At 67.7% G+C, this 20,142-nt stretch carries 16 protein-coding genes; 9 read left to right on the plus strand and 7 right to left on the minus strand.

Annotated elements, in window-relative coordinates; all coding sequences use genetic code 11:
- The first annotated feature begins 11 nt into the window (after positions 1 to 11).
- The 6 genes from ACLBYA_RS17505 (at position 12) to ACLBYA_RS17530 (ending at position 7,354) form a co-directional block, all read left to right on the plus strand.
- Entirely contained in the window at positions 12 to 1,154 is a 1,143-nt protein-coding gene (locus ACLBYA_RS17505; protein WP_447710891.1) for an acyl-CoA dehydrogenase family protein, read from the plus strand.
- Entirely contained in the window at positions 1,151 to 2,746 is a 1,596-nt protein-coding gene (locus tag ACLBYA_RS17510; RefSeq protein WP_447710697.1) for an acyl-CoA carboxylase subunit beta, read from the plus strand. Before ACLBYA_RS17505 ends, ACLBYA_RS17510 begins: the two co-directional genes overlap by 4 nt.
- A 40-nt stretch (positions 2,747 to 2,786) precedes the next feature.
- Positions 2,787 to 4,763: an ATP-binding protein gene (locus tag ACLBYA_RS17515; protein WP_447710698.1), complete on the plus strand. Its 1,977-nt coding sequence runs from the start codon at positions 2,787 to 2,789 to the stop codon at positions 4,761 to 4,763.
- Positions 4,760 to 5,917 (plus strand): acyl-CoA dehydrogenase family protein, encoded by a 1,158-nt coding sequence (locus tag ACLBYA_RS17520; protein WP_447710699.1) that lies wholly within the window; start codon positions 4,760 to 4,762, stop codon positions 5,915 to 5,917. The genes ACLBYA_RS17515 and ACLBYA_RS17520 overlap by 4 nt, the downstream gene beginning before the upstream one ends.
- Complete coding sequence (locus ACLBYA_RS17525) at positions 5,917 to 6,672, plus strand: enoyl-CoA hydratase family protein (protein WP_447710700.1); 756 nt, start codon at positions 5,917 to 5,919, stop codon at positions 6,670 to 6,672. The genes ACLBYA_RS17520 and ACLBYA_RS17525 overlap by 1 nt, the downstream gene beginning before the upstream one ends.
- Positions 6,673 to 6,778: 106 nt before the next feature.
- On the plus strand, positions 6,779 to 7,354 hold the full coding sequence (locus ACLBYA_RS17530) for a DUF1707 SHOCT-like domain-containing protein (protein ID WP_447710701.1): 576 nt from the start codon (positions 6,779 to 6,781) through the stop codon (positions 7,352 to 7,354).
- A 33-nt stretch (positions 7,355 to 7,387) separates the two neighbouring features.
- Here ACLBYA_RS17530 and ACLBYA_RS17535 read toward each other — a convergent pair whose 3' ends face one another.
- On the minus strand, positions 7,388 to 9,358 hold the full coding sequence (locus ACLBYA_RS17535) for a VWA domain-containing protein (protein WP_447710702.1): 1,971 nt from the start codon (positions 9,356 to 9,358) through the stop codon (positions 7,388 to 7,390).
- Between the two features lie 48 nt (positions 9,359 to 9,406).
- Complete coding sequence (locus ACLBYA_RS17540) at positions 9,407 to 10,834, minus strand: sigma 54-interacting transcriptional regulator (RefSeq protein WP_447710703.1); 1,428 nt, start codon at positions 10,832 to 10,834, stop codon at positions 9,407 to 9,409.
- A 58-nt stretch (positions 10,835 to 10,892) separates the two neighbouring features.
- On the opposite strand from ACLBYA_RS17540, the gene ACLBYA_RS17545 reads away from it, so the two are divergent.
- Together ACLBYA_RS17545 and ACLBYA_RS17550 are read left to right on the plus strand one after the other, a co-directional pair.
- Complete coding sequence (locus ACLBYA_RS17545; RefSeq protein ID WP_447710704.1) at positions 10,893 to 11,900, plus strand: alpha/beta hydrolase; 1,008 nt, start codon at positions 10,893 to 10,895, stop codon at positions 11,898 to 11,900.
- Between the two features lie 163 nt (positions 11,901 to 12,063).
- The gene (locus ACLBYA_RS17550) at positions 12,064 to 12,930 is read left to right on the plus strand and encodes an endonuclease domain-containing protein (RefSeq protein WP_447710705.1); all 867 of its coding nucleotides are present in this window, start codon (positions 12,064 to 12,066) and stop codon (positions 12,928 to 12,930) included.
- A 23-nt stretch (positions 12,931 to 12,953) separates the two neighbouring features.
- Here the strand turns inward: ACLBYA_RS17550 and purH are convergent, their stop codons facing one another.
- From purH to sfnG, 5 genes are all read right to left on the minus strand, one after another.
- Complete coding sequence (gene purH / locus ACLBYA_RS17555) at positions 12,954 to 14,522, minus strand: bifunctional phosphoribosylaminoimidazolecarboxamide formyltransferase/IMP cyclohydrolase (protein ID WP_447710706.1); 1,569 nt, start codon at positions 14,520 to 14,522, stop codon at positions 12,954 to 12,956.
- On the minus strand, positions 14,519 to 15,163 hold the full coding sequence (purN, locus tag ACLBYA_RS17560) for a phosphoribosylglycinamide formyltransferase (RefSeq protein ID WP_447710707.1): 645 nt from the start codon (positions 15,161 to 15,163) through the stop codon (positions 14,519 to 14,521). Before purN ends, purH begins: the two co-directional genes overlap by 4 nt.
- A gap of 10 nt (positions 15,164 to 15,173) precedes the next feature.
- The gene (locus ACLBYA_RS17565) at positions 15,174 to 16,607 is read right to left on the minus strand and encodes a cell division protein PerM (RefSeq protein WP_447710708.1); all 1,434 of its coding nucleotides are present in this window, start codon (positions 16,605 to 16,607) and stop codon (positions 15,174 to 15,176) included.
- Between the two features lie 69 nt (positions 16,608 to 16,676).
- Positions 16,677 to 17,570 (minus strand): DUF5336 domain-containing protein, encoded by an 894-nt coding sequence (locus tag ACLBYA_RS17570; protein WP_447710709.1) that lies wholly within the window; start codon positions 17,568 to 17,570, stop codon positions 16,677 to 16,679.
- 56 nt (positions 17,571 to 17,626) lie between these two features.
- Entirely contained in the window at positions 17,627 to 18,757 is a 1,131-nt protein-coding gene (gene sfnG, locus ACLBYA_RS17575; protein ID WP_447710710.1) for a dimethylsulfone monooxygenase SfnG, read from the minus strand.
- A gap of 222 nt (positions 18,758 to 18,979) precedes the next feature.
- Here sfnG and ACLBYA_RS17580 point away from each other — a divergent pair, with 222 nt between their 5' ends.
- Positions 18,980 to 19,828 (plus strand): LLM class F420-dependent oxidoreductase, encoded by an 849-nt coding sequence (locus ACLBYA_RS17580; protein WP_447710711.1) that lies wholly within the window; start codon positions 18,980 to 18,982, stop codon positions 19,826 to 19,828.
- Positions 19,829 to 20,142 lie beyond the last annotated feature (314 nt).

Genomic DNA, 20,142 nt, shown 5'->3' on the forward strand with positions numbered 1-20,142 from the left:
TTGTGACACCTATTTGGCATGCACCCGAGCGCGAGGAACTGCGCAAGACGGTCCGCGCGTTCGCCGACCGCGAGATCCTGCCGCACGCCGACGAGTGGGAACGCACCGGCGAGCTACCCCGCGAATTGCATCGCAGCGCCGGGGATGCCGGACTGCTGGGCGCCCCGTACCCGGAGTCGGTCGGCGGGGGCGGCGGCGACGGCGCCGACGCGGTGATCATCTGCGAGGAACTGCACCAGGCCGGTGTCCCGGGCGGGGTGTTCGCCTCGTTGTTCACCTGCGGGATCTCGGTGCCGCACATGATCGCTTCCGGCGATCAACGCCTGATCGACACCTATGTGCGGCCCACCCTGGCCGGAGAACTGATCGGCGCGTTGGCGATCACCGAACCGGGCGGCGGGTCCGATGTCGGGCACCTGACCACCCGTGCGGTCCGCGAGGGTGACGAGTACGTGGTCAACGGCGCCAAGACCTACATCACCTCCGGGGTGCGTGCCGACTACGTGGTGACCGCGGTACGCACCGGCGGACCCGGGGCCGCCGGGGTCTCCCTGATCGTCATCGACAAACCCAGCGAAGGGTTCGAGGTGGTGCGCAAGCTGGACAAGATGGGTTGGCGCTCAAGCGATACCGCTGAACTCGCGTTCACCGATGTGCGGGTGCCCGCGGGCAACCTGATCGGCTCGGAGAACTCCGGCTTCCTGCAGATCGCCGACGCGTTCGTCGCCGAACGCGTCGGACTGGCGGTGCAGGCGTACTCGAGCGCGCAGCGCTGTCTCGACCTCACCGCGCAGTGGTGCCGCGACCGGGAGACCTTCGGCCGACCGCTGATCAGCAGGCAGTCGGTGCAGAACACGTTGGCGGACATGGCCCGCCGCATCGATGTCGCCCGGGTCTACACGCAGCGCATCGTGGAACGCCAGCTCGCCGGGGATCAGAATCTGATCACCGAGGTCTGCTTCGCCAAGAACACCGCCGTCGAGGCGGGCGAATGGGTGGCCGATGCGGCCGTCCAACTGTTCGGCGGCATGGGCTACATGACCGGCACCGAGGTCGAACGGCAGTACCGGGATATGCGCATCCTCGGTATCGGAGGCGGCACCACCGAGATCCTCACCGCGTTGGCCGCCAAAACGCTCGGGTACCAGTCATGACCACCCTGAAGTCCACCCTCGACCCGCGGTCGGGGGCCTACACCGAGGCTGCCGACGCCATGACGGTCAAGCTCACCGAACTGGCCGCCGAACATGACCGCGCCCTGGCCGGCGGTGGCACCAAATACGTGCAGCGCCACCACGCCCGCGGCAAGCTGACCGCCCGCGAACGGGTCGAACTGCTGGTGGACCCGGACTCCCCCTTCCTGGAACTGAGCCCACTGGCCGCCTGGGGCAGCGACTTCACCGTCGGCGCCAGCGTGGTGACCGGCATCGGGGCGGTCGAGGGTGTCGAATGTCTGATCGTCGCCAACGACCCGACGGTCAAGGGCGGCACCAGCAACCCGTGGACGCTCAAGAAGATCCTGCGCGCCAACCAGATCGCGATGGAGAACCGGCTACCGGTCATCTCGCTGGTCGAGTCCGGTGGCGCCGACCTGCCCACCCAGAAGGAGATCTTCATACCGGGCGGGCGGATGTTCCGCGACCTGACCCGACTGTCGGCCGCCGGCATCCCGACCGTCGCCTTGGTCTTCGGCAACTCCACCGCCGGCGGCGCGTATGTGCCCGGCATGTCCGATCACGTCGTGATGATCAAGGAACGGTCCAAGGTGTTCCTGGCCGGTCCACCGCTGGTGAAGATGGCCACCGGCGAGGAATCCGATGACGAATCCCTCGGCGGTGCCGAGATGCACGCTCGCACTTCCGGTCTGGGCGACTATCTGGCCAACGACGAGTTGGACGCCATCCGCATCGGGCGTCGGATCGTCGCCCGGCTGAACTGGCGCAAACAGGGTCCGCAACCGGTCGCGGTCACCGAACCACTGTTCGACGCCGAGGAACTGCTCGGTATCGTCGGCGCCGACCTGCGCATCCCGTTCGACCCGCGTGACGTCATCGCCCGCATCGTGGACGGGTCGGATTTCGACGAGTTCAAACCGCTCTACGGCTCATCGTTGGTCACCGGTTGGGCCGCCCTGTACGGCTACCCGGTCGGCATCCTGGCCAACGCCCGCGGTGTGCTGTTCAGCGAGGAGTCGCAGAAGGCCACCCAGTTCATCCAGTTGGCCAACCGGGCGAACACGCCATTGTTGTTCCTGCACAACACCACCGGCTACATGGTCGGCAAGGCCTACGAGGAGGGCGGGATGATCAAACACGGATCGATGATGATCAATGCCGTCTCCAACTCGACGGTGCCGCACATCTCGCTGCTGATCGGCGCCTCCTACGGCGCCGGGCACTACGGGATGTGCGGACGAGCCTACGATCCACGTTTCCTGTTCGCCTGGCCGAGTTCGAAATCCGCGGTGATGGGTGGCACCCAACTGGCCGGGGTGCTCTCGATCGTGTCCCGCGCCGCCGCCGAAGCCCGCGGGCAGCAGGTCGACGAGGCCGCCGACGCCGCACTGAAGGCCGCGGTCGAAGCCCAGATCGAGGCCGAATCGCTGCCCATGTTCCTGTCCGGCCGGCTCTACGACGACGGGGTGATCGACCCCCGCGACACCCGGACGGTGTTGGGAATGTGTCTGTCCGCCATCGCCAGTGGACCGATCGAGGGGACGTCGAACTTCGGCGTCTTCCGGATGTAGGGGGCCCGCCGATGAGCGCTCGCGCGAAGAGGAGAAGGCGATGATCACACGAGTTCTCGTCGCCAACCGAGGTGAGATCGCCCGCCGGGTGTTCACCACCTGCCGCCGGCTCGGCATCGGTACGGTCGCGGTCTACACCGACCCCGACGCCGGTTCCCCGCACGTCACCGAAGCCGATATCCGGGTCCGCCTCGACGGCCGCAACGGCTACCTCGACACCACACAGTTGATCGCCGCCGCCATCACGGCCGGCGCCGACGCCATCCATCCCGGGTACGGGTTCCTGTCCGAAAACCCGGATTTCGCCGAGGCCGTCGCGGCGGCCGGCCTGGTCTGGATCGGCCCCCCGGTGGCGGCGGTCCGTGCGATGGGTTCCAAGATCGAGGCCAAGAAGCTGATGGCGGCCGCCGGTGTGCCGGTGCTGGAGCAGCTCGATCCGGAGACCGTGACCGCCGAGCAACTGCCGGTGTTGATCAAGGCGTCGGCCGGTGGCGGCGGCCGCGGCATGCGGGTGGTCCACGAGTTGACGGCGCTGACAGGCGAGGTCGCGGCGGCACAGCGGGAGGCCCAGTCCTCGTTCGGCGATCCAACGGTGTTCTGCGAGCGGTACCTGGCCGCCGGCCACCACATCGAGGTGCAGGTGATGGCCGATGCGCACGGCACGGTGTGGGCGGTCGGCGAACGCGAGTGTTCGATCCAGCGCCGGCATCAGAAGGTCATCGAGGAGGCGCCCGCCCCGCTGGTGGAGCGCACTACGGGCATGCGTGACAAGCTGTTCGAGGCCGCCCGACTGGCCGCCGTCGCCATCGGTTACACCGGGGCGGGCACCGTCGAGTTCATGGCCGACAGTCGCGGAGACTTTTTCTTCCTTGAGATGAACACCCGGCTGCAGGTCGAGCACCCGGTCACCGAGGAGACCACCGGCCTGGACCTGGTCGCGGTGCAGATCGACGTGGCCGACGGCGCGGCGCTGCACGCCGCACCGCCACCGGCGCGCGGCCATTCCATCGAGGCCCGGCTGTACGCCGAGGACCCGGCCAAGGGCTGGCAGCCTCAGGCCGGCACCGTGCACCGGTTCTCGGTTCCCGCTGCGCGCACCGCATTCGAGACACTGGGACGCACCGGCGTACGGCTGGACTCCGGTGTCGTGGACGGTTCGGTGGTGTCGGTGTTCTACGACCCGATGCTGGCCAAGGTGATCTCCTACGCCGATACCCGCGAACGGGCAGCCGCGGTGCTGGCCGAGGCGTTGGCGCACGCCCAGATCCACGGGGTGGGTACCAATCGTGATCTGCTGGTCAACGTGCTGCGGCATCCGGAGTTCCTGGCCGGCAACACCGATACGGCGTTCTTCGACACCCACGGCCTACCCGAACTGTCCGCCGCCCCGATCGCCGACGCCTCGCTGTCCGCAGTGGCCGCCGCGCTGGCCGATGCCGTCCACAACCGCAGCACGGCAACGGCATTCGCCGCGGCACCCAGCGGGTGGCGCAATCTGACCGCCGGCCATCAGACCCGCAGCTACCTCGACGCATCGGGTACCGAGATCCAGGTGCGCTACCGCGTCACCCGGGCAGGCGTGGATCTGCCCGACCATGCCGGGGTGACCCTGGTGTCCAGCACGCCGACGGCAGTGGTGCTCAGCATTGCCGGTGCCGAACAGCGCTACGACATCGCCCCCTACGGTCAGGACGTCTTCGTGGACTCGCCGGCCGGATCGGTGCGGCTGACCGTGGTGCCACGGTTCCCGGACCCGGATGCCGCGGTGGCGCACGGGTCGCTGCTGGCCCCGATGCCCGGATCGGTGGTCCGGGTGGGCGCCTCGTCCGGCGACGCGGTGTCCAAGGGGCAGCCGCTGATCTGGCTGGAGGCGATGAAGATGGAGCACACGATCGCCGCGCCGAGCGACGGTGTGCTCGCCGAACTCAATGTTCAAGCCGGTCAACAGATCGATGTCGGCACCGTGTTGGCCCGTATCCAAGGCCCGGAGTCGGGCCCAGACAAGGAGATGTCATGAGCTTCATCGAGACCGAGGAACAGCAGGCACTGCGCAAAGCAGTGGCCGCCATGTCGGCCAACTACGGTCAGGACTACTACCTGGAGAAGGCCCGGGCCGGTGAGCACACCACCGAGTTATGGTCCGAGGCAGGAAAACTCGGCTTCATCGGGGTGAACCTGCCGGAGGAGTACGGCGGTGGCGGCGCAGGCATGTACGAGCTGTCCATGGTGATGGAGGAGATGTCGGCCGGCGGTTGCCCGCTGCTGATGATGGTGGTCTCCCCAGCCATCAACGGCACCATCATCGCCCAATTCGGCACCGAGGAACAGAAGAAGCGCTGGGTTCCCGGCATCGCCGACGGGTCGATCACCATGGCCTTCGCGATCACCGAACCCGACGCGGGTTCCAACAGCCACCGCATCACCACCACCGCCCGCCGCGATGGCAGCGACTGGATTCTGAAGGGGCAGAAAACCTTCATCTCCGGTATCGATCAGGCCCAGGCCGTGCTGGTCGTCGGGCGCACCGAGGACCACAAGACCGGCAACCTGAAACCGGCGCTGTTCGTGCTGCCCACCGACACCCCGGGCCTGAGCTGGACCAAGATCGACATGGAGATCATCAGCCCGGAATGGCAGTTCCAGGTGTTCCTCGACGATGTCCGCCTACCCGCCGATGCCCTGGTGGGTTCCGAGGACGCGGCGATCGCGCAGTTGTTCGCCGGCCTGAACCCGGAACGCATCATGGGGGCCGCCAGTGCGGTCGGCATGGGCCGGTTCGCCATCGACAAGGCCGTCGACTACGTCAAGACCCGCCAGGTCTGGAAGGTCCCGATCGGCTCTCATCAGGGACTGTCACACCCGTTGGCGCAGAATCACATCGAGATCGAGCTGGCCAAGCTGATGATGCAGAAGGCCGCGACGCTCTACGACAAGGGTGACGATTTCGGCGCGGCCGAGGCGGCCAACATGGCCAAATACGCCGCGGGCGAGGCGTCCGTGCGCGCCGTCGACCAGGCCGTGCAATCGCTCGGCGGTAACGGCCTGACCTCCGAGTACGGCATCGCCGCGGCGGTCACCGCATCCCGGTTGGCCCGCATCGCCCCGGTGAGCCGCGAGATGATCCTGAACTTCGTCGCGCAGACCTCGCTGGGTCTGCCCCGGTCCTACTGATGTCGGTCCGGTACACGCTCGACGGCCGGGTCGCCCGACTGACCCTGGACTCGCCGGAGAATCACAACGCGTTGTCCACCGCGCTGGTCGAGGGACTGCACCGCGGGTTCGCCGATGCCGCGGCCGCGGGGGTGCGCGCGGTGGTCCTCGGGCACACCGGCAAGACGTTCTGCGCGGGTGCCGATCTGAGCGAGGCGGTCGGCCGTGATCCCGGGGAACTCGCCGTCGACCGCGCCCGGGAGATGACCCAACTGCTGCGAACCATCCTGGAATTGCCAGTGCCGGTGATCGCCGCCGTCGACGGGCACGTCCGCGCCGGTGGCATAGGGCTGATCGGGGCCTGCGATATCGCGGTCGCCGGGCCGGCGAGCACCTTCGCGCTCACCGAGGCCCGCATCGGTGTCGCACCATCGATCATCTCGCTGACCCTGCTACCGAAAATGTCCGCCCGCGCGGCCGGTCGCTACTTCGTCACGGGTGAGAAGTTCGGGCCCGCCGAGGCCGCCGCCGTGGGTCTGGTGAGCGTCGCGTCCGACGACGTCGCCGCCACGGTGGCCGGGTTCACCGCGGACATCGCCAAGGGCTCACCCCAAGGGCTGGCGGCGTCCAAGGCACTGACCACCGCGGCGACCCTGGCCGAGTTCGACAGGCAGGCCGAGGCACTGACCGAGCAATCAGCGCGACTGTTCGTCTCCGACGAAGCGCGCGAGGGCATGCTGGCCTTCCTGCAGAAACGTCCACCCGACTGGGCGTGACAGCGGGTCTGCGGTTTGCCAGACCAGCACACGAGCGGGCAACTTTGCCGCGAGAGTTTTGCCGACGAGCTTGCATTCAGCAGTATGAGTCGTAGGCTCATCACCGATGAGCACCTCAGCCTGGCAGAACGGCTCGACACGAGCCGGCGACGCCGAGCGGGCCCAGGCTGCCCAGCTTCTCACCGACGCCGCCGCCCAGGGCCGGTTGAGCATGTCCGAGTACGAGCAACGGTTGGCCAAGGCCTATGCCGCCACCACCCACGGCGAGCTGGCGCGCCTGTCGGCGGACCTGCCCGATCTCGCGGCGACGTCCAACTGCGGACCCCGCAAACCCGCGCCATCAACGCTGCTCCTGGCGATTCTGAGCGGGTTCGAGCGGCGCGGCCGGTGGAACGTACCGAAGCGCCTGACGTCGTTCGCGTTGTTCGGTGGCGGTGTGATCGATCTGCGTTATGCCGACTTCACCTCACCCGATGTGGAGATCCACACCATCTCGATCTTCGGCGGTCAGACCATCCTCGTCCCGCCCGAGGTGAACGTCGACATCCATGGCCACGGCGTGATGGGGTCCTTCGATCACGTCGGCGAGCAGGGCACACCCGGTGCGCCGCGGGTGACCATTCGCGGCTTCTCGCTGTGGGGCAGCGTCGGCATCAAACGCAAGAAACGTAAGGACACCTGAGTTTTCTTTGCTGAAAGCGCACGCGCAAGCTGATCAGCGTTTACGCGCGCGCAGGTAGTCCCCGACCACCGCCGCCCCCAACCCGTCCAGATCCGGCACCACCACCCGGCCGCCGACCCTTCGGGCCACCTGATCGATGAAGCGGGCCAGCCCCGGATCGCTGCCGAGCCGGAAGATCGTCAGCTGCGCGCCGAGTGCGGCGAGTTCGTCGAATCCCTTGACCGTCAGTCCGATGGTCCGCGGGTGCGGCGGGTAGTAGAAGTACGGTTCGGCCCCGTCGCCGAAATCCTCCAGGTGTGCCGTCGGTTCGCCATCGGTGACGACCAGCACGACGGGCTGCGCGTTCGGGTGCCGCCGCAGGTGCCGGGCCGCCAGCGCCAACGCGTGATGCAGGTTGGTGCCCTGATCCCGGACTCCTTCCAGCGCAGTCAGTTCGGCCGCGCTGACGGTGCGGGCGTGCCTGCCGAACGCGATGATCTGCAGGGCATCGGAACGGAACCGGGTGCTCACCAGGTGATTGAGCGCCAGGGCGGTGCGTTTCATCGGCAGCCAGCGATTCTCCATCACCATCGAGAAGCTGGTGTCCACCAGCAACGCCACCGCGGCCTGGGTGCGGGTTTCGGTCTCGGAGATCTCGACATCGTCGACGCTGATGCGCACCGGCTTGTCGACGACGCCGGTACCTGCCTGGCGCAGCACCGCATTCGTGATGGTGCGGGTGACATTCCACGGTTCGGTGTCTCCGAAGGCCCACGGCCGGGTCGCGCCGGTGAGTTCCCCGGCGGCTCCGGCACGGCGGGTCTCACGCTCGCCGTGCCGACCGGAAAGCTGTTGGGCGACATCACGCAGTGCTGCCTGACCGAGCTGACGCATAGCCTTGGGCGAGAGGCGGAACTGTCCGTCGGAGCCGCGGTCCAGGAAGCCCTGTTCGGTCAGCGCACGTTCCAGATCGGCCAGCGTGCGGGCGTTGACGGCGGCCTCGTCGCCGAGCTGGCGGGCCAGCATGTCGAGGTCGACATCCTCCATCGAGGCACCGGCGTAGCTCTGCGACAGCTGTTCGGCCAGTTCCTCGAGCTCGGCGATATCGGACAGCGCCTGCGTGCCGGCACCCATACCGAGCGGATCCTCACCCTTGAAATCCTGCGAGCCGCCCCAGTCCTCGCCGGGCCGGGCAGCCTGCAGGTTGGCGTCCAGCCGGTTCAGCGCGCTCATCAAGGAGGGCGATCCGAAGGCCTGCTGCGCCAACGCATCCAGTTCGGCGCGCTGCGATTCGGACAGGCTGTTACGGAACCGTTGCGCGGCGGCGGAACGTTTGGCCAGCGAGTCCATCAGCTCGTCGACATTGCGCGGGTTCTCCGGGAAGTGCCGGCCGTGCTCAGCCATGAACTTGTCGAAGTCCTCCTGGCTGTCCTCGCCCCTGGCGTGTTTCTCCAGCAGATCGTTGAGGTCGTCGAGCATCTTGTTGACGGCCTGACGATCCTCGTCGGTGGCGTTCTGCAGCGCATCCTTCATGCCGGCGAACCGCTGGTCGAGCATCTCGCGGCCGAGCAGATCCTTGATCTGGTCGTACTTCTGGCGCGCCTCGGGTGAGCGCCAGTCGTAGTCGGCGAGTTCGGAGACAGCCTTGGCCGGTGACGGTGACAGTGCCTCGATCTGCATCTCGCCGAACCGTGCGTCATCGTCGAGTGCGCGGGCCAGTTCCTTGCGTTCGGCCAGCACCGCCTCGTCGAGCAGCTTCTTGACCTCGGCCAGGGTGCCGTCGAGATTGTTGCGCTGCAACAGTTCCCGACGCCGCCGGTTGGCTTCGGCGGCCAGCTTGTCCGCGCCGGGCATGTTCGCGGTGCCGCGGCGCATCAGCTCCTGCAGGGCGCGACGCGGCGACGAACCGGACATGACGTCCTCGCCGATCTGATCAAGCGCCTCGCGCAGGTCAACCGGCGGCGCCAGCGGATCCGGTCCGCCGGTGTATCGCGAATAACGCGAGCTTTTGCTCAATTGCCCCACTCCTCAACGCAGCTCGTACCTCGCTGCTTGATCGTCGTGCGGCGGCGGTTAGCCATAGACGGTTTCACCCTCATCGGAGGTCTTGTCGATCCGCTTGGCCAGGTACAGACCCTCCAGCGCCAGCTCGATTGCGCCGGCCCGTTGCCCCTCGGTCTCGGCGTCCAGACGGGCCGCGATCTCGTCGATCACCGGCAGGTCGGGTAACGCGGCCAGCACATCCTTGGCGCTGACCCGCTCCCCCGTCGTCACCGGCGAGCCTTCCTCGACGGCGGCCACCAGCGGGCCGACGTCCAAGCCGCCCAACGCCCGCGATGCGGTCTCGGCGGTGGCGCGCCGCAGCAGATGCTCCATCACCACCTGCTCGCGACCCTCCTCACCGGATTCGAATTCCAGCTTGCCGCGCAGCACGTCGATCACGGTGCCCAGGTCGACGATGCGGGCCACCGGATCCTGTTCACCGAGGATGGCGCCGCGGTGCCGGGCCGAGGCGGCGACGGTTTCGGCGGCGGCGATCGCGAACCGGGCCGACACACCCGAACGTTGGTCCACCGCGGTCGATTCGCGCAGCGCCCGGGCGAACCGGGCGATTACCGCGAGCAGATACTCCGGCACCTCGGCACTCAGATGCGCCTCCTGAGCGATGACGCCGACCTCGGCGTCGAGTTCGAGTGGATAGTGCGTGCGGATCTCGGCGCCGAAGCGATCCTTGAGCGGGGTGATGATGCGGCCGCGGTTGGTGTAGTCCTCCGGGTTGGCGCTGGCCACCACGAGCACGTCCAGCGGTAGCCGCAGCGTGTAGCCGCGGACCTGGATATCGCGTTCCTCCATGACGTTGAGCATCGCCACCTGGATGCGCTCGGCCAGGTCGGGCAGTTCGTTGACGGCCACGATGCCGCGGTGCGAACGCGGGATCAGACCGTAGGCGATGGTCTCCGGGTCACCGAGGCTGCGTCCCTCGGCGACCTTGATGGGGTCGATGTCACCGACCAGGTCGGCGACGCTGGTGTCCGGGGTGGCGAGTTTCTCGGTGTACCGCTCGCTGCGGTGGAGCCAGGCGATCGGCAGATCGTCACCGGATGTCGCGACGCGACGGATCTGTTCGGGGGTGATCGGCGAGTAGGGGTGCTCGTGCAGCTCGGAACCCTCGATGACCGGCGTCCATTCGTCGAGCAGTCCGATCAGCGAGCGCAGCAACCGGGTCTTGCCCTGTCCGCGCTCGCCGAGCAGGACAAAATCGTGCCCGGCGATCAGGGCACGTTCGACCTGCGGCAGCACGGTGTCCTCGAAGCCGAACAGGCCGGTCCAGATGTCTGTACCTTCGCCGCCGTCGGCCAGCGCGGCCAGCAGGTTCTCCCGGATCTCCGCCTTGATCCCGCGCTCCTGGTGGCCGGAGGCACGCAGTTCGCCGAGGGTGCGGGGCAGGTCGTTAGGTGATGTCACGACCTCCACGCTACGACTGCTGTCGACCCCAGGCATGCCCACCTGAGGATCTGGGGTTTTCGCTGTTCGCGAAGTTACCGGTACCCTCGGTACTGTGAATTTGCTCGAGTGGCACGATCGGCCGGCGACCATGCAGTTCGGCCCGGCGTCCTGGCAGTCGAAGTTGCTCGCCGGAGTCACCGCGGTGACGCTGCGCCCGGTGCTGGGCCTGCTGACCCTGCTCGGTCTGGTCGTCAACCGGATCTGGCCGGACGGCCTGCAGCGGGCGCACCTCGATATCATCGACCGGCCGTTGCGGGTGATCGGGGCGCTGCCCGGCACCACCGTCACCCGGGAGGCGTTGCCGAACTGTCCGGCCGAGTGGGTCGTCGCACCGTCGGCACACGAGTCCACAGATCTGATCGTCTACTTCCACGGCTCGGCCCTGGTGACGCTGGGGCTGAACTCGCACCGCCGGTTCGTCTCCAAGCTGTCCGCGGCCACTGGCGCCCAGGTCCTCAACGTCGGCTACCGGCTGGCGCCGCAGGCCTATATCGAGGAGGCCGTCGAGGACGGGGTGGACGCCTACCGGCGCGCGCTCGAACTCGGCTTCACCCCCGATCGCATTGTGTTCGCCGGCGATTCGGCCGGCGGGCTGATCGCCGCCGACACCGCCCTGGCGGTGCGGGACGCCGGGCTGCCGGTCCCCGCCGGGCAGGTGTTGCTCTCGGCGCTGACCAGTGCCGACATGGACCTGAAATACAAGGCGCTCAAGGACACCCGTGATGTGTTGTTCCCGTTCATGACGGTGAAGTTCATCTACGACGTCTTCGCCACCGTGAACGGCACCCGGCCCGTCCCGGTCATGCCCGCCGAGGCCAACGCCGCCGGCCTGGGACCGTTCCTGCTGCAGATCGGCACCGAGGAGATGCTGCGCAACGACACCTTCGTGCTGGCCCGCCAGCTCGAAGCGGCGGGCGTGCCGGTGTGGGTTCAGGTGTGGGACAAGGCGATGCACATGTTCCAGCTGTCCTTCGACGTCAACCCGGACGCCCGCCGCGCCATCGATGAGATCGCGTCCTTCGTCGCACACGTCACCACCGAGGCCACCAAGGCGGCCTAGTTTTTGCCCAGTGGCCACTTGTTGCACGCTTCCGGGCATTTCGCGTGCAACAAGTGGCCACTCGACATCGGGATTGTCCACAACGACAGATTCATCCACAGCGGTCGGAGATCCCAGCACGTACATCGCCTGGCTCGTCGCACACTCGCGTCACCGTGCACCCATGATTCCTTTCCTCGGCACCGAGGCACTGAGTGCAGGCACACTGAGCCGGCGCGCACTACGACGGCACCCGTCCCCCCATCGCAACGTCTACATCCCGCCGGACACACCGTTCACGCCCCTCGTGCGCGCACAGTCCGCCTGGCTCTGGTCGGATCGCAAGGGTATCTGTGGCGGCCTGTCCGCATCCGCGTTGCTCGGCACCAGATGGGTCGACGAAAAGGCACCCGCGGAACTCTTTCGGGTGAACGGCAAGCCGGTCGAGGGCATCGTCATCCACCGCGATGCGCTGCGCGATGACGAAACTCGCTCAGTCCGTGGGATTTCCGCGACCACACCAGCACGGACCGCATTCGACCTGGGTAGGCGGAAGGGGCTGGAACTCGCGGTCGAGCGGGTTGACGCATTGGCCAACCGGACCGGTCTGACCGCTGCTGGTGTCGTTTCCTTGATCGACCGACACCCCGGGGCCCGCGGACTGGTGCAACTCCGCGAGGTGCTACACCTGATGGACGGTGGCGCCGAATCCCCGCAGGAGACCAGGACGCGACTGGTACTGATCAACGCCGGACTACCCCGCCCCCTCACTCAGATTCCCGTGCACCCCTACCGACTCGACATGGGATACGAGGAGTTCAAGGTCGGCATCGAGTACGACGGCGAGCAGCACTGGAAAGACCCCGCCCAGCATGCCCGCGACATCGACCGGATGGCGTACCTGGCGACAGCGGGATGGCGGATCATCCGGGTCAGCGCACAGATCCTGCGCTACCGACCGCACGTCATCGTCGAGCGGACCTGCGTGGCGCTCCGCGAGGCCGGTGCCGAATGGCCACTTGTTACACGGATCCTCGACAGAAACGTGTAACAAGTGGCCATTCGACGGGAAGTCTAGTGCGCGAAGTGCCGGGCCCCGGTCAGGTACAGCGTGATCCCCGCCGCCGTCGCGGCGGCGGTCACCTCGTCGTCACGCACCGAACCACCGGGGTGCACAACGGCTTTCACTCCGGCATCGATGAGTGTCTGCAGGCCATCGGGGAACGGGAAGAACGCGTCCGAGGACGCCACCGCACCCTTTGTCCGCTCCCCTGCCCGCTCGACCGCCAATCTGGCGGCGTCCACCCGGTTGACCTGGCCCATACCGACACCCACCGTGGCACCATCCTTGGCGATGACGATGGCGTTGGACTTCACCGCGCGACCGGCCCGCCACGCGAACACCAGGTCGGCCAGCGTCGCCGGGTCGGCGGCCTCGCCGGTGGCCAGCGTCCAGTTGTTCGGGTCGTCACCGTCGGCGTCGATACCGTCGCGCTGCTGCACCAACAGACCGCCGCTGATCGGGCGGAACTCCAGCGCCGCGGCTTCGGGTTCCCCGGCCACCAGGATGCGGATGTTCTTCTTCTTCGACAGCGCCTCGACCGCACCGGGCTCATAGGCCGGCGCGACGATCACCTCGGTGAAGATATCGGCGACCGTCTCGGCCATCTCCACGCTGACGGTGGTGTTGGTCGCGATGACCCCACCGAAGGCCGACAGCGGATCGCAGGCGTGTGCCTTGGCGTGCGCATCGGCCACCGACACCGACGACACCGCGATGCCACATGGGTTGGCGTGCTTGATGATCGCGACACAGGTCTGCTCGTGATCGAAGGCGGCCCGCCAGGCGGCATCGGCATCGGTGAAATTGTTGTAGGACATCTCCTTGCCGTGCAGCTGCTCGGCCTGGGCCAGCCCCGGCCAGCCGGCGTCGTCACGGTACAGCGCGGCCTGCTGATGCGGGTTCTCGCCGTAGCGCAGCACCGCGGTGCGTCGCGAGGCCGAGCCCACCCACCGCGGCAGGGCCCCGTCGGCGGCACCCTCCTCGGGCGAGAGCACCGAGACCATCCAACCGGCCACCGCCACGTCGTACTCGGCGGTGTGCTGGAAGGCCAACGCCGCCAACTTCTTCCGCTCGGCCAGGGTGAACCCACCGTCGTGCACCGCGGCCAGCACACCGTCATAACCCAACGGGTCGACCACCACGGCCACGCTGGGATGGTTCTTGGCGGCGGCGCGCACCATCGACGGCCCGCCGATGTCGATCTGCTCGACACACTCGTCCGGCGCGGCACCGGAGGCCACCGTCTCGGTGAACGGGTACAGGTTCACCACGGCGAGTTCGAACGCTGCGATGCCCAGATCGGCCAGTGCTGCCTCGTGCTCGGGCTTGCGCAGGTCGGCGAGCAGACCGGCGTGCACCTTGGGATGCAGGGTCTTCACTCGGCCGTCGAGCACCTCGGGGAAGCCGGTGACATCCTCGACCGGTGTCACCGGAACACCGGCGTCGGCAATGGTTTTGGCGGTCGAGCCGGTCGACACGATGCTGACACCCGCATCGTGCAGCCCGCGGGCCAGATCCACCAGACCGGTCTTGTCGTACACGCTGATCAACGCGCGCCGGATCGGTTTACGTTCACTCATCCCAGGGTTGCCTTTCGTCCACTCCAGGTCAGGCCGCGCGTCGCCAGCGCGGCCAGCACGTCCACCAACAACGTCCGTTCGACGGCCTTGATGCGTTCGTGCAAGGTCTCTTCGGTGTCATCGTCGCCCACCGGCACCGCCTGCTGCGCCAGAATCGGGCCGGTGTCCACCCCGGCGTCCACCAGATGCACCGTGCATCCGGTGATCCGCACCCCGTGCGCCAGTGCGTCGGCTACCGCATGGGCGCCGGGGAAAGCCGGCAGCAGTGCCGGGTGGGTGTTGAGCACCCGACCGGTGAAGCGGGAGAGGAACTGCGGCCCGAGGATCTTCATGAACCCGGCGCTGACCACCAGATCAGGTGTGTGCTCGGCGACCGCGGCCGTCAGCGCGGTGTCCCAGGCCGCCCGGTCGGCGACGTCGGCCAACCGGACCGTGAAGGTGGGGATGCCGGCCTGCTCGGCGACCTCCAGCGCCCGGCAGGACCGGTCGGCTCCGACGGCGACCACGCGCGCCGGGTAGTCCCCCACCGTCGCTTCCAGCAGTGCCTCCAGCAGCGAACCGGTTCCCGACGCCAGCACCACCAACCGGGCCGGCGCGCTGGGCGGCACCGTGATCGGACCGACGGGGGGTGGCTGCTGCACTCGCAGCAGCCTAGTCGTCCTGCTCGCTCCGCCTTTCGGCGACCACGTCGGCACTGTCGCCGTCGACCAGGAAGTGGTCCTCGGGGTCCAACAGCGGGTGCTCGTCCGCGACATTCACGATCTCGACATCGACCACATCGACGTCCACCACATCGGCCTCGACGATCTCGGCGTCCAGCACCTCGCCGTCGAGCACCTCGGCATCGATGGTCCCGGTATCCGGTATCTCGGCGTCCGGAGCGGTGCCCTCGAAGATCACCTCGGTGACCGGCTCAGCGTCATCCGGTTCCGGGTCGGCCGCGGGCACCGGCTTGACCCGTTCGGGTCGACGCGCCAGACCGCCGGCCATCACCACGGTCAAACCGCCGATGGCGAAAAACCATAGGAACACCGCGGGCCCGAAAGTGGCCTGGTCGACACCGACCTCACCGAAATTGCCCAGCCTGCCGCCACCGGCATAACCGAGCAGTGCCATGGTCAGCGCCGCGACCGCGGCGGCCACCGCGAGCTTGGCCAGCGCGATCGGCCACGGAGCCGCCCGGCGGGCGCTCTGTTGTCCCAGCGCGACGGCCGAGACCGCCGCGACGATCAGCAGCGCCACCCAGATCGGCCCCAGCGGCGGCGTCGGCACGGCCGCCAACACGGGCACCGCCGGGATGTCGCCGCCGAGCACGGTGAACGAGCTGAAGCTGGCAAACCCGATGTACGCGTTCGAGCCGACCGCCACCGCGGCCGTGCCCACCAGCACATTCGGGATGTACAGGATCGACAGCAGGGCCAGGCTCAACTGGCCGAACATGGAATCGGTGATGCCGAACAGGTCGTGCATGGTGGCCCAGTGCACGACGATCGACCCGGCGGCCACCACCCCGGACAGCCCGAGTAGTGCCAGCACACCGGTCAGGGCCGCCCGCAACGCCTCGGGCACCCAGCGCGGCAGCCACGGCAAGGTGGCCAGCCGGCCGGCCATCCCGACACCGATCAAGGCGCCGATCGCGTGTACGGCCAGCACTCCGGCGAAGGCGCGCGTGGCATCCGGGGTCTGTAGCTCGGTGATCACCGAGGACGCGTCATGGATGACCGCCAGCGCGATCGCGGCGATCAGCAGCGGCCCGCCCAGCGCCGAGGCCACCACCCAGCGGACCACGAACCAGGATGAGCGGCCCGAGGCCGCGGCGGTGGTCCGGGCGGTGCCCCACACCATCAGCAGCATCGGCAGCAGCGGCATCACCCCGAGCTCGCGGCCGCCGATGGAGACCGGCACCTGGTGCACCCCCAGCCACATGCTGGCGATGGCACCGAAGGCGCCGGTCATATCGCTGTTGGCGATGACCAGCTGCAGCAGCGTGACCGCGGCGATGATGCCCAGCGCAACGACCGACGGCCCGAACGCGACCCGCAGCAGGTCACGTGCCTGCCGGGTACCGACTGACCGGTTGTCCACTAGCTGGGTCGCTCCTCGCACTGGTTCACCCAACCCGGTGTCCTGTTCGCCGGGTGCGCGACGCCCAGACTACGACGAGGGCGGCCCGGACTGCGGTGAGGACTCGGACTGCGTCGAGGGTGTCGCCGACTGTGTCGGCACCACTGTGGTCGGGGCCGACGATCCCTCGCTCGCCTTGGCGGGCTGCCCGAAAGCCGGGAACCCGGTCGGCGGGGTCGGCGGACCGGAATGCCCGCCGGTGGCATGTGAGTCGGTGTTGGCATCGGAGTACGAGCCGCCGGTGACACCGAAACCGCCGGTGCTCGGTCCACCCGGGTAGCTGCCGTACGGCGTCGGATAACCCGGACGCTGCGGCTGCTGGCCATACTGCTGGGGCTGTGCCTGGGGTTGGCCGTAACCGTACGGCGGCTGGCCGTACTGCCCAAAGGGCTGCTGCTCGTAACGCGGCTTCGGCACCGGCGGCGTCAGCACGCCGGCGTCGAACAGCAGCGCCGTGATCGCGGCACCGGCCTGGAACAGCGTCGTCGCGATGATGAGGTACAGGCCCCAGCCGATGGACAGCCCGGCCGGGGCGTTGATCACCTCGGCGAGCACCAGCAGGAACGACAGCGTCGAGACGACGGCCACCAGGCCGGCCCGGCTCTTCTGCTTGGGCAGCAGACCGATACCGGCCAGCAGCGCGGCCAGCACGGAGGCCGCGACCGCCAGGCCGAGGCCCGGGGTGCTGCCGCTGGCGCTGCCGAACTGCGGGAAGTCCGAGTTGCTGATTGTCAGCAGCGGGCCGAAGTTGAAGGCATAGGTGCCCAGCCCGAACACCGCCACCACCGCGCTCAGGTAGGCGGGCAGCTTGCTCGGTCCGGCCGGTTCCGGCTCGCCGACCTTGCCGAACTGCTGCGTCGGTGCGACGTACTGGTTGCCCTGCTGTGCAGGCGGATATCCGGGGCCACCGGGTGGGTAGGTCATGACTCTCCTGTGTGGGCGATTTCAACCCACGCTAGCGCACCTTCCGGACGTGGCACTCAGGCCGATACGGCCACCGGGGCGTCCGTCACGGCAGTTTCGGCAGCTTCGATTTCGCGGACGAGTGGCAACACCTTTTCGCCGAAGTACTCGATTTCCTCCTGGAAGTGGAGAAAGCCGCCGAGGATCAGATCGACGCCCCGTTTGCGGTAGACCGCAATCCGTTCGGCGATCTGTTCGGGGGTTCCGATCAACTGGGTGCGGAATCCGTCGTTGTACTGAACGAGATCCTCGAAGGAGGAGTCGGCCCACATACCCTTCTTGTCGCCGGTGGAACTCCCGGCCTGCTGGACAGCCCCACGGAAGCCCTCGACGGCGGGTTTATTTGCCTTAGCAATGATTTCACGCAGGGTCTCGCGGGCTTCCTTCTCGGTATCGCGAGCGATGATGAACCCGTTCAGCCCGACCCGGACCTCACGTCCGGCGTCGCGCGCATGGTCGCGCACCTCCACCACCTGCTCGGTGATGCCGTCGAAATCCTTGCCATTGGAGAAATACCAGTCTGCGTAATAGCCGCCGTTGCGCCGGGCCGCGGTGGAGTTACCGCCCTGGAACAGCTCAGGGTTGGGCCGCGCGGCGGTGTTGAGCGGTTTCGGCTTCAGGGTGAAATCGTGGATGCGGTAGAAGTCACCGCGGAAGTCCACGTCGTCCTCGGTCCAGATCTTGCGCAGCACCTGGAGGAACTCCGCGCTGCGCCGGTAGCGCTCGTCATGTTCCAGCCAGGGCTCACCCAGGTGGGTGAACTCGTCCTTGAACCAGCCCGAGACGACGTTGACGGCGAACCGGCCACCCGACAGGTGGTCAGCGGTGGCGCCGAGCTTGGCCAGCACGGCCGGCTGCCACAACCCGGGGTGGACGGCGGCGATCACCTTGAGCCGTTCGGTCGCCAGCAGCAGCGCCAGGCTGAAGCTGGTCGACTCGTGCTGATATTCGGCGCCGTAACTGGCCTCGTACCGGACCTGGGACAGCGCGTACTCGAAACCGTTGTTCTCCGCGGTCTGCGCCAGCTTCTTGTTGTACTCGTAGTTCCAGTCGGTGCGCTGCTCGATATCGCTGGTCACCAGGCCGCCGCTGACGTTGGGCACCCAGTACGCGAACTTGATCTCATCGGCGATGCGTTCGGTCGTCATGTGTGCCATGGCAGCAGCTGTGGACACTGCGGTCACGGTTAACGATCTGGCTGAACCTAAGAATGCGCCGCTGCCCCGTCCGCGCGAGAGGCCGCCGTGTCCAGTTCTGGCCGCCCGCAATCGGCGCAGCGACGTCGGACACCGGCCCTTCCTGCGGTCATACCGACCACAGAGTCGACCCCGCCCTTGCCCTATTGACTAGAACACGTTCTAATTCTGGTCATGGATCACGGGCTCGTACTTTTCACCAGCGACCGCGGCATCGCCCCGGCTTCGGCGGCCAAGCTGGCCGATGACCACGGCTTCACCACCTTCTACGTGCCCGAGCACACCCACATCCCGATCAAGCGGCAGGCCGCGCATCCCACCACCGGTGACGAGACGCTGCCCGACGACCGCTACATGCGCACCCTGGACCCGTGGGTGTCGCTGGGCACCGCGGCGGCGGTGACCTCGCGGGTGCGGCTGTCCACGGCCGTCGCACTGCCGGTCGAGCACGACCCGATCACGCTGGCCAAATCGATCGCCACCCTGGACCACCTGTCCGGCGGGCGGGTCTCGCTCGGTGTCGGATTCGGTTGGAACACCGACGAACTGGCGGATCACAAGGTGCCGCCAGGCCGTCGGCGCACCATGCTGCGCGAGTACCTGGAGGCCATGCGGGCGCTGTGGACCCAGGAAGAGGCCGAATACGACGGCGAGTTCGTGAACTTCGGTCCGAGCTGGGCCTGGCCCAAGCCGGTGCAGTCGCACATCCCGGTGCTCGTCGGCGCGGCCGGTACCGAGAAGAACTTCAAATGGATCGCGAAATCCGCCGACGGCTGGATCACCACCCCGCGCGATTTCAACATCGACGAGCCGGTCAAGCTGCTGCAGGACACCTGGGCCGCGGCCGGCCGCGACGGCGCACCGCAGATCGTGGCGCTGGATTTCAAGCCGGACCCGGAGAAGCTGGCGCACTGGCGCGAACTGGGGGTCACCGAGGTGTTGTTCGGGCTGCCGGACAAGTCCGAGGCTGAGGTCGGCGCCTATGTGGAGCGCCTGGCCGGAAAGCTCGCCCAGCTGGTGTGAGCGTCATAGCTCGCTCTCATCGTGTGCTCAGCACGACCCCATCGCAGACGTTGACGATGGGGTCATGGCGCGCTCCGAGATCGAAGAACACGACCGTGGATTCGGCTACGACATCTCCGTGATGTCGCGGCGGCGGATCCTGCTCGGACTGGGCGCAGTGGCGGGGTTGACGGCCGTTACTGCATGCGGAACGCTTGGCCAAGCCGATCAGGTATCCGCCATTGCGGCGGCCGCACCACAGGAAACCATGGGCCCCTACCCCGGCGACGGATCCAACGGCCCGAACGTGCTCATCGAATCCGGTGTGGTGCGCA

It is taken from the genome of Mycobacterium sp. C31M (assembly GCF_053345865.1).

Coding starts and splice junctions, on each gene's coding strand:
- ACLBYA_RS17525 (WP_447710700.1), top strand. CDS start 5,917: ATGTCGGTCCGGTACACGCTCGACGGCCGGGTCGCCCGACTGACCCTG.
- ACLBYA_RS17570 (WP_447710709.1), bottom strand. CDS start 17,570: ATGACCTACCCACCCGGTGGCCCCGGATATCCGCCTGCACAGCAGGGC.
- ACLBYA_RS17580 (WP_447710711.1), top strand. CDS start 18,980: ATGGATCACGGGCTCGTACTTTTCACCAGCGACCGCGGCATCGCCCCG.
- ACLBYA_RS17550 (WP_447710705.1), top strand. CDS start 12,064: ATGATTCCTTTCCTCGGCACCGAGGCACTGAGTGCAGGCACACTGAGC.
- ACLBYA_RS17515 (WP_447710698.1), top strand. CDS start 2,787: ATGATCACACGAGTTCTCGTCGCCAACCGAGGTGAGATCGCCCGCCGG.
- purH (WP_447710706.1), bottom strand. CDS start 14,522: ATGAGTGAACGTAAACCGATCCGGCGCGCGTTGATCAGCGTGTACGAC.
- sfnG (WP_447710710.1), bottom strand. CDS start 18,757: ATGACGACCGAACGCATCGCCGATGAGATCAAGTTCGCGTACTGGGTG.
- ACLBYA_RS17530 (WP_447710701.1), top strand. CDS start 6,779: ATGAGCACCTCAGCCTGGCAGAACGGCTCGACACGAGCCGGCGACGCC.
- ACLBYA_RS17540 (WP_447710703.1), bottom strand. CDS start 10,834: ATGCCTGGGGTCGACAGCAGTCGTAGCGTGGAGGTCGTGACATCACCT.
- ACLBYA_RS17520 (WP_447710699.1), top strand. CDS start 4,760: ATGAGCTTCATCGAGACCGAGGAACAGCAGGCACTGCGCAAAGCAGTG.
- ACLBYA_RS17510 (WP_447710697.1), top strand. CDS start 1,151: ATGACCACCCTGAAGTCCACCCTCGACCCGCGGTCGGGGGCCTACACC.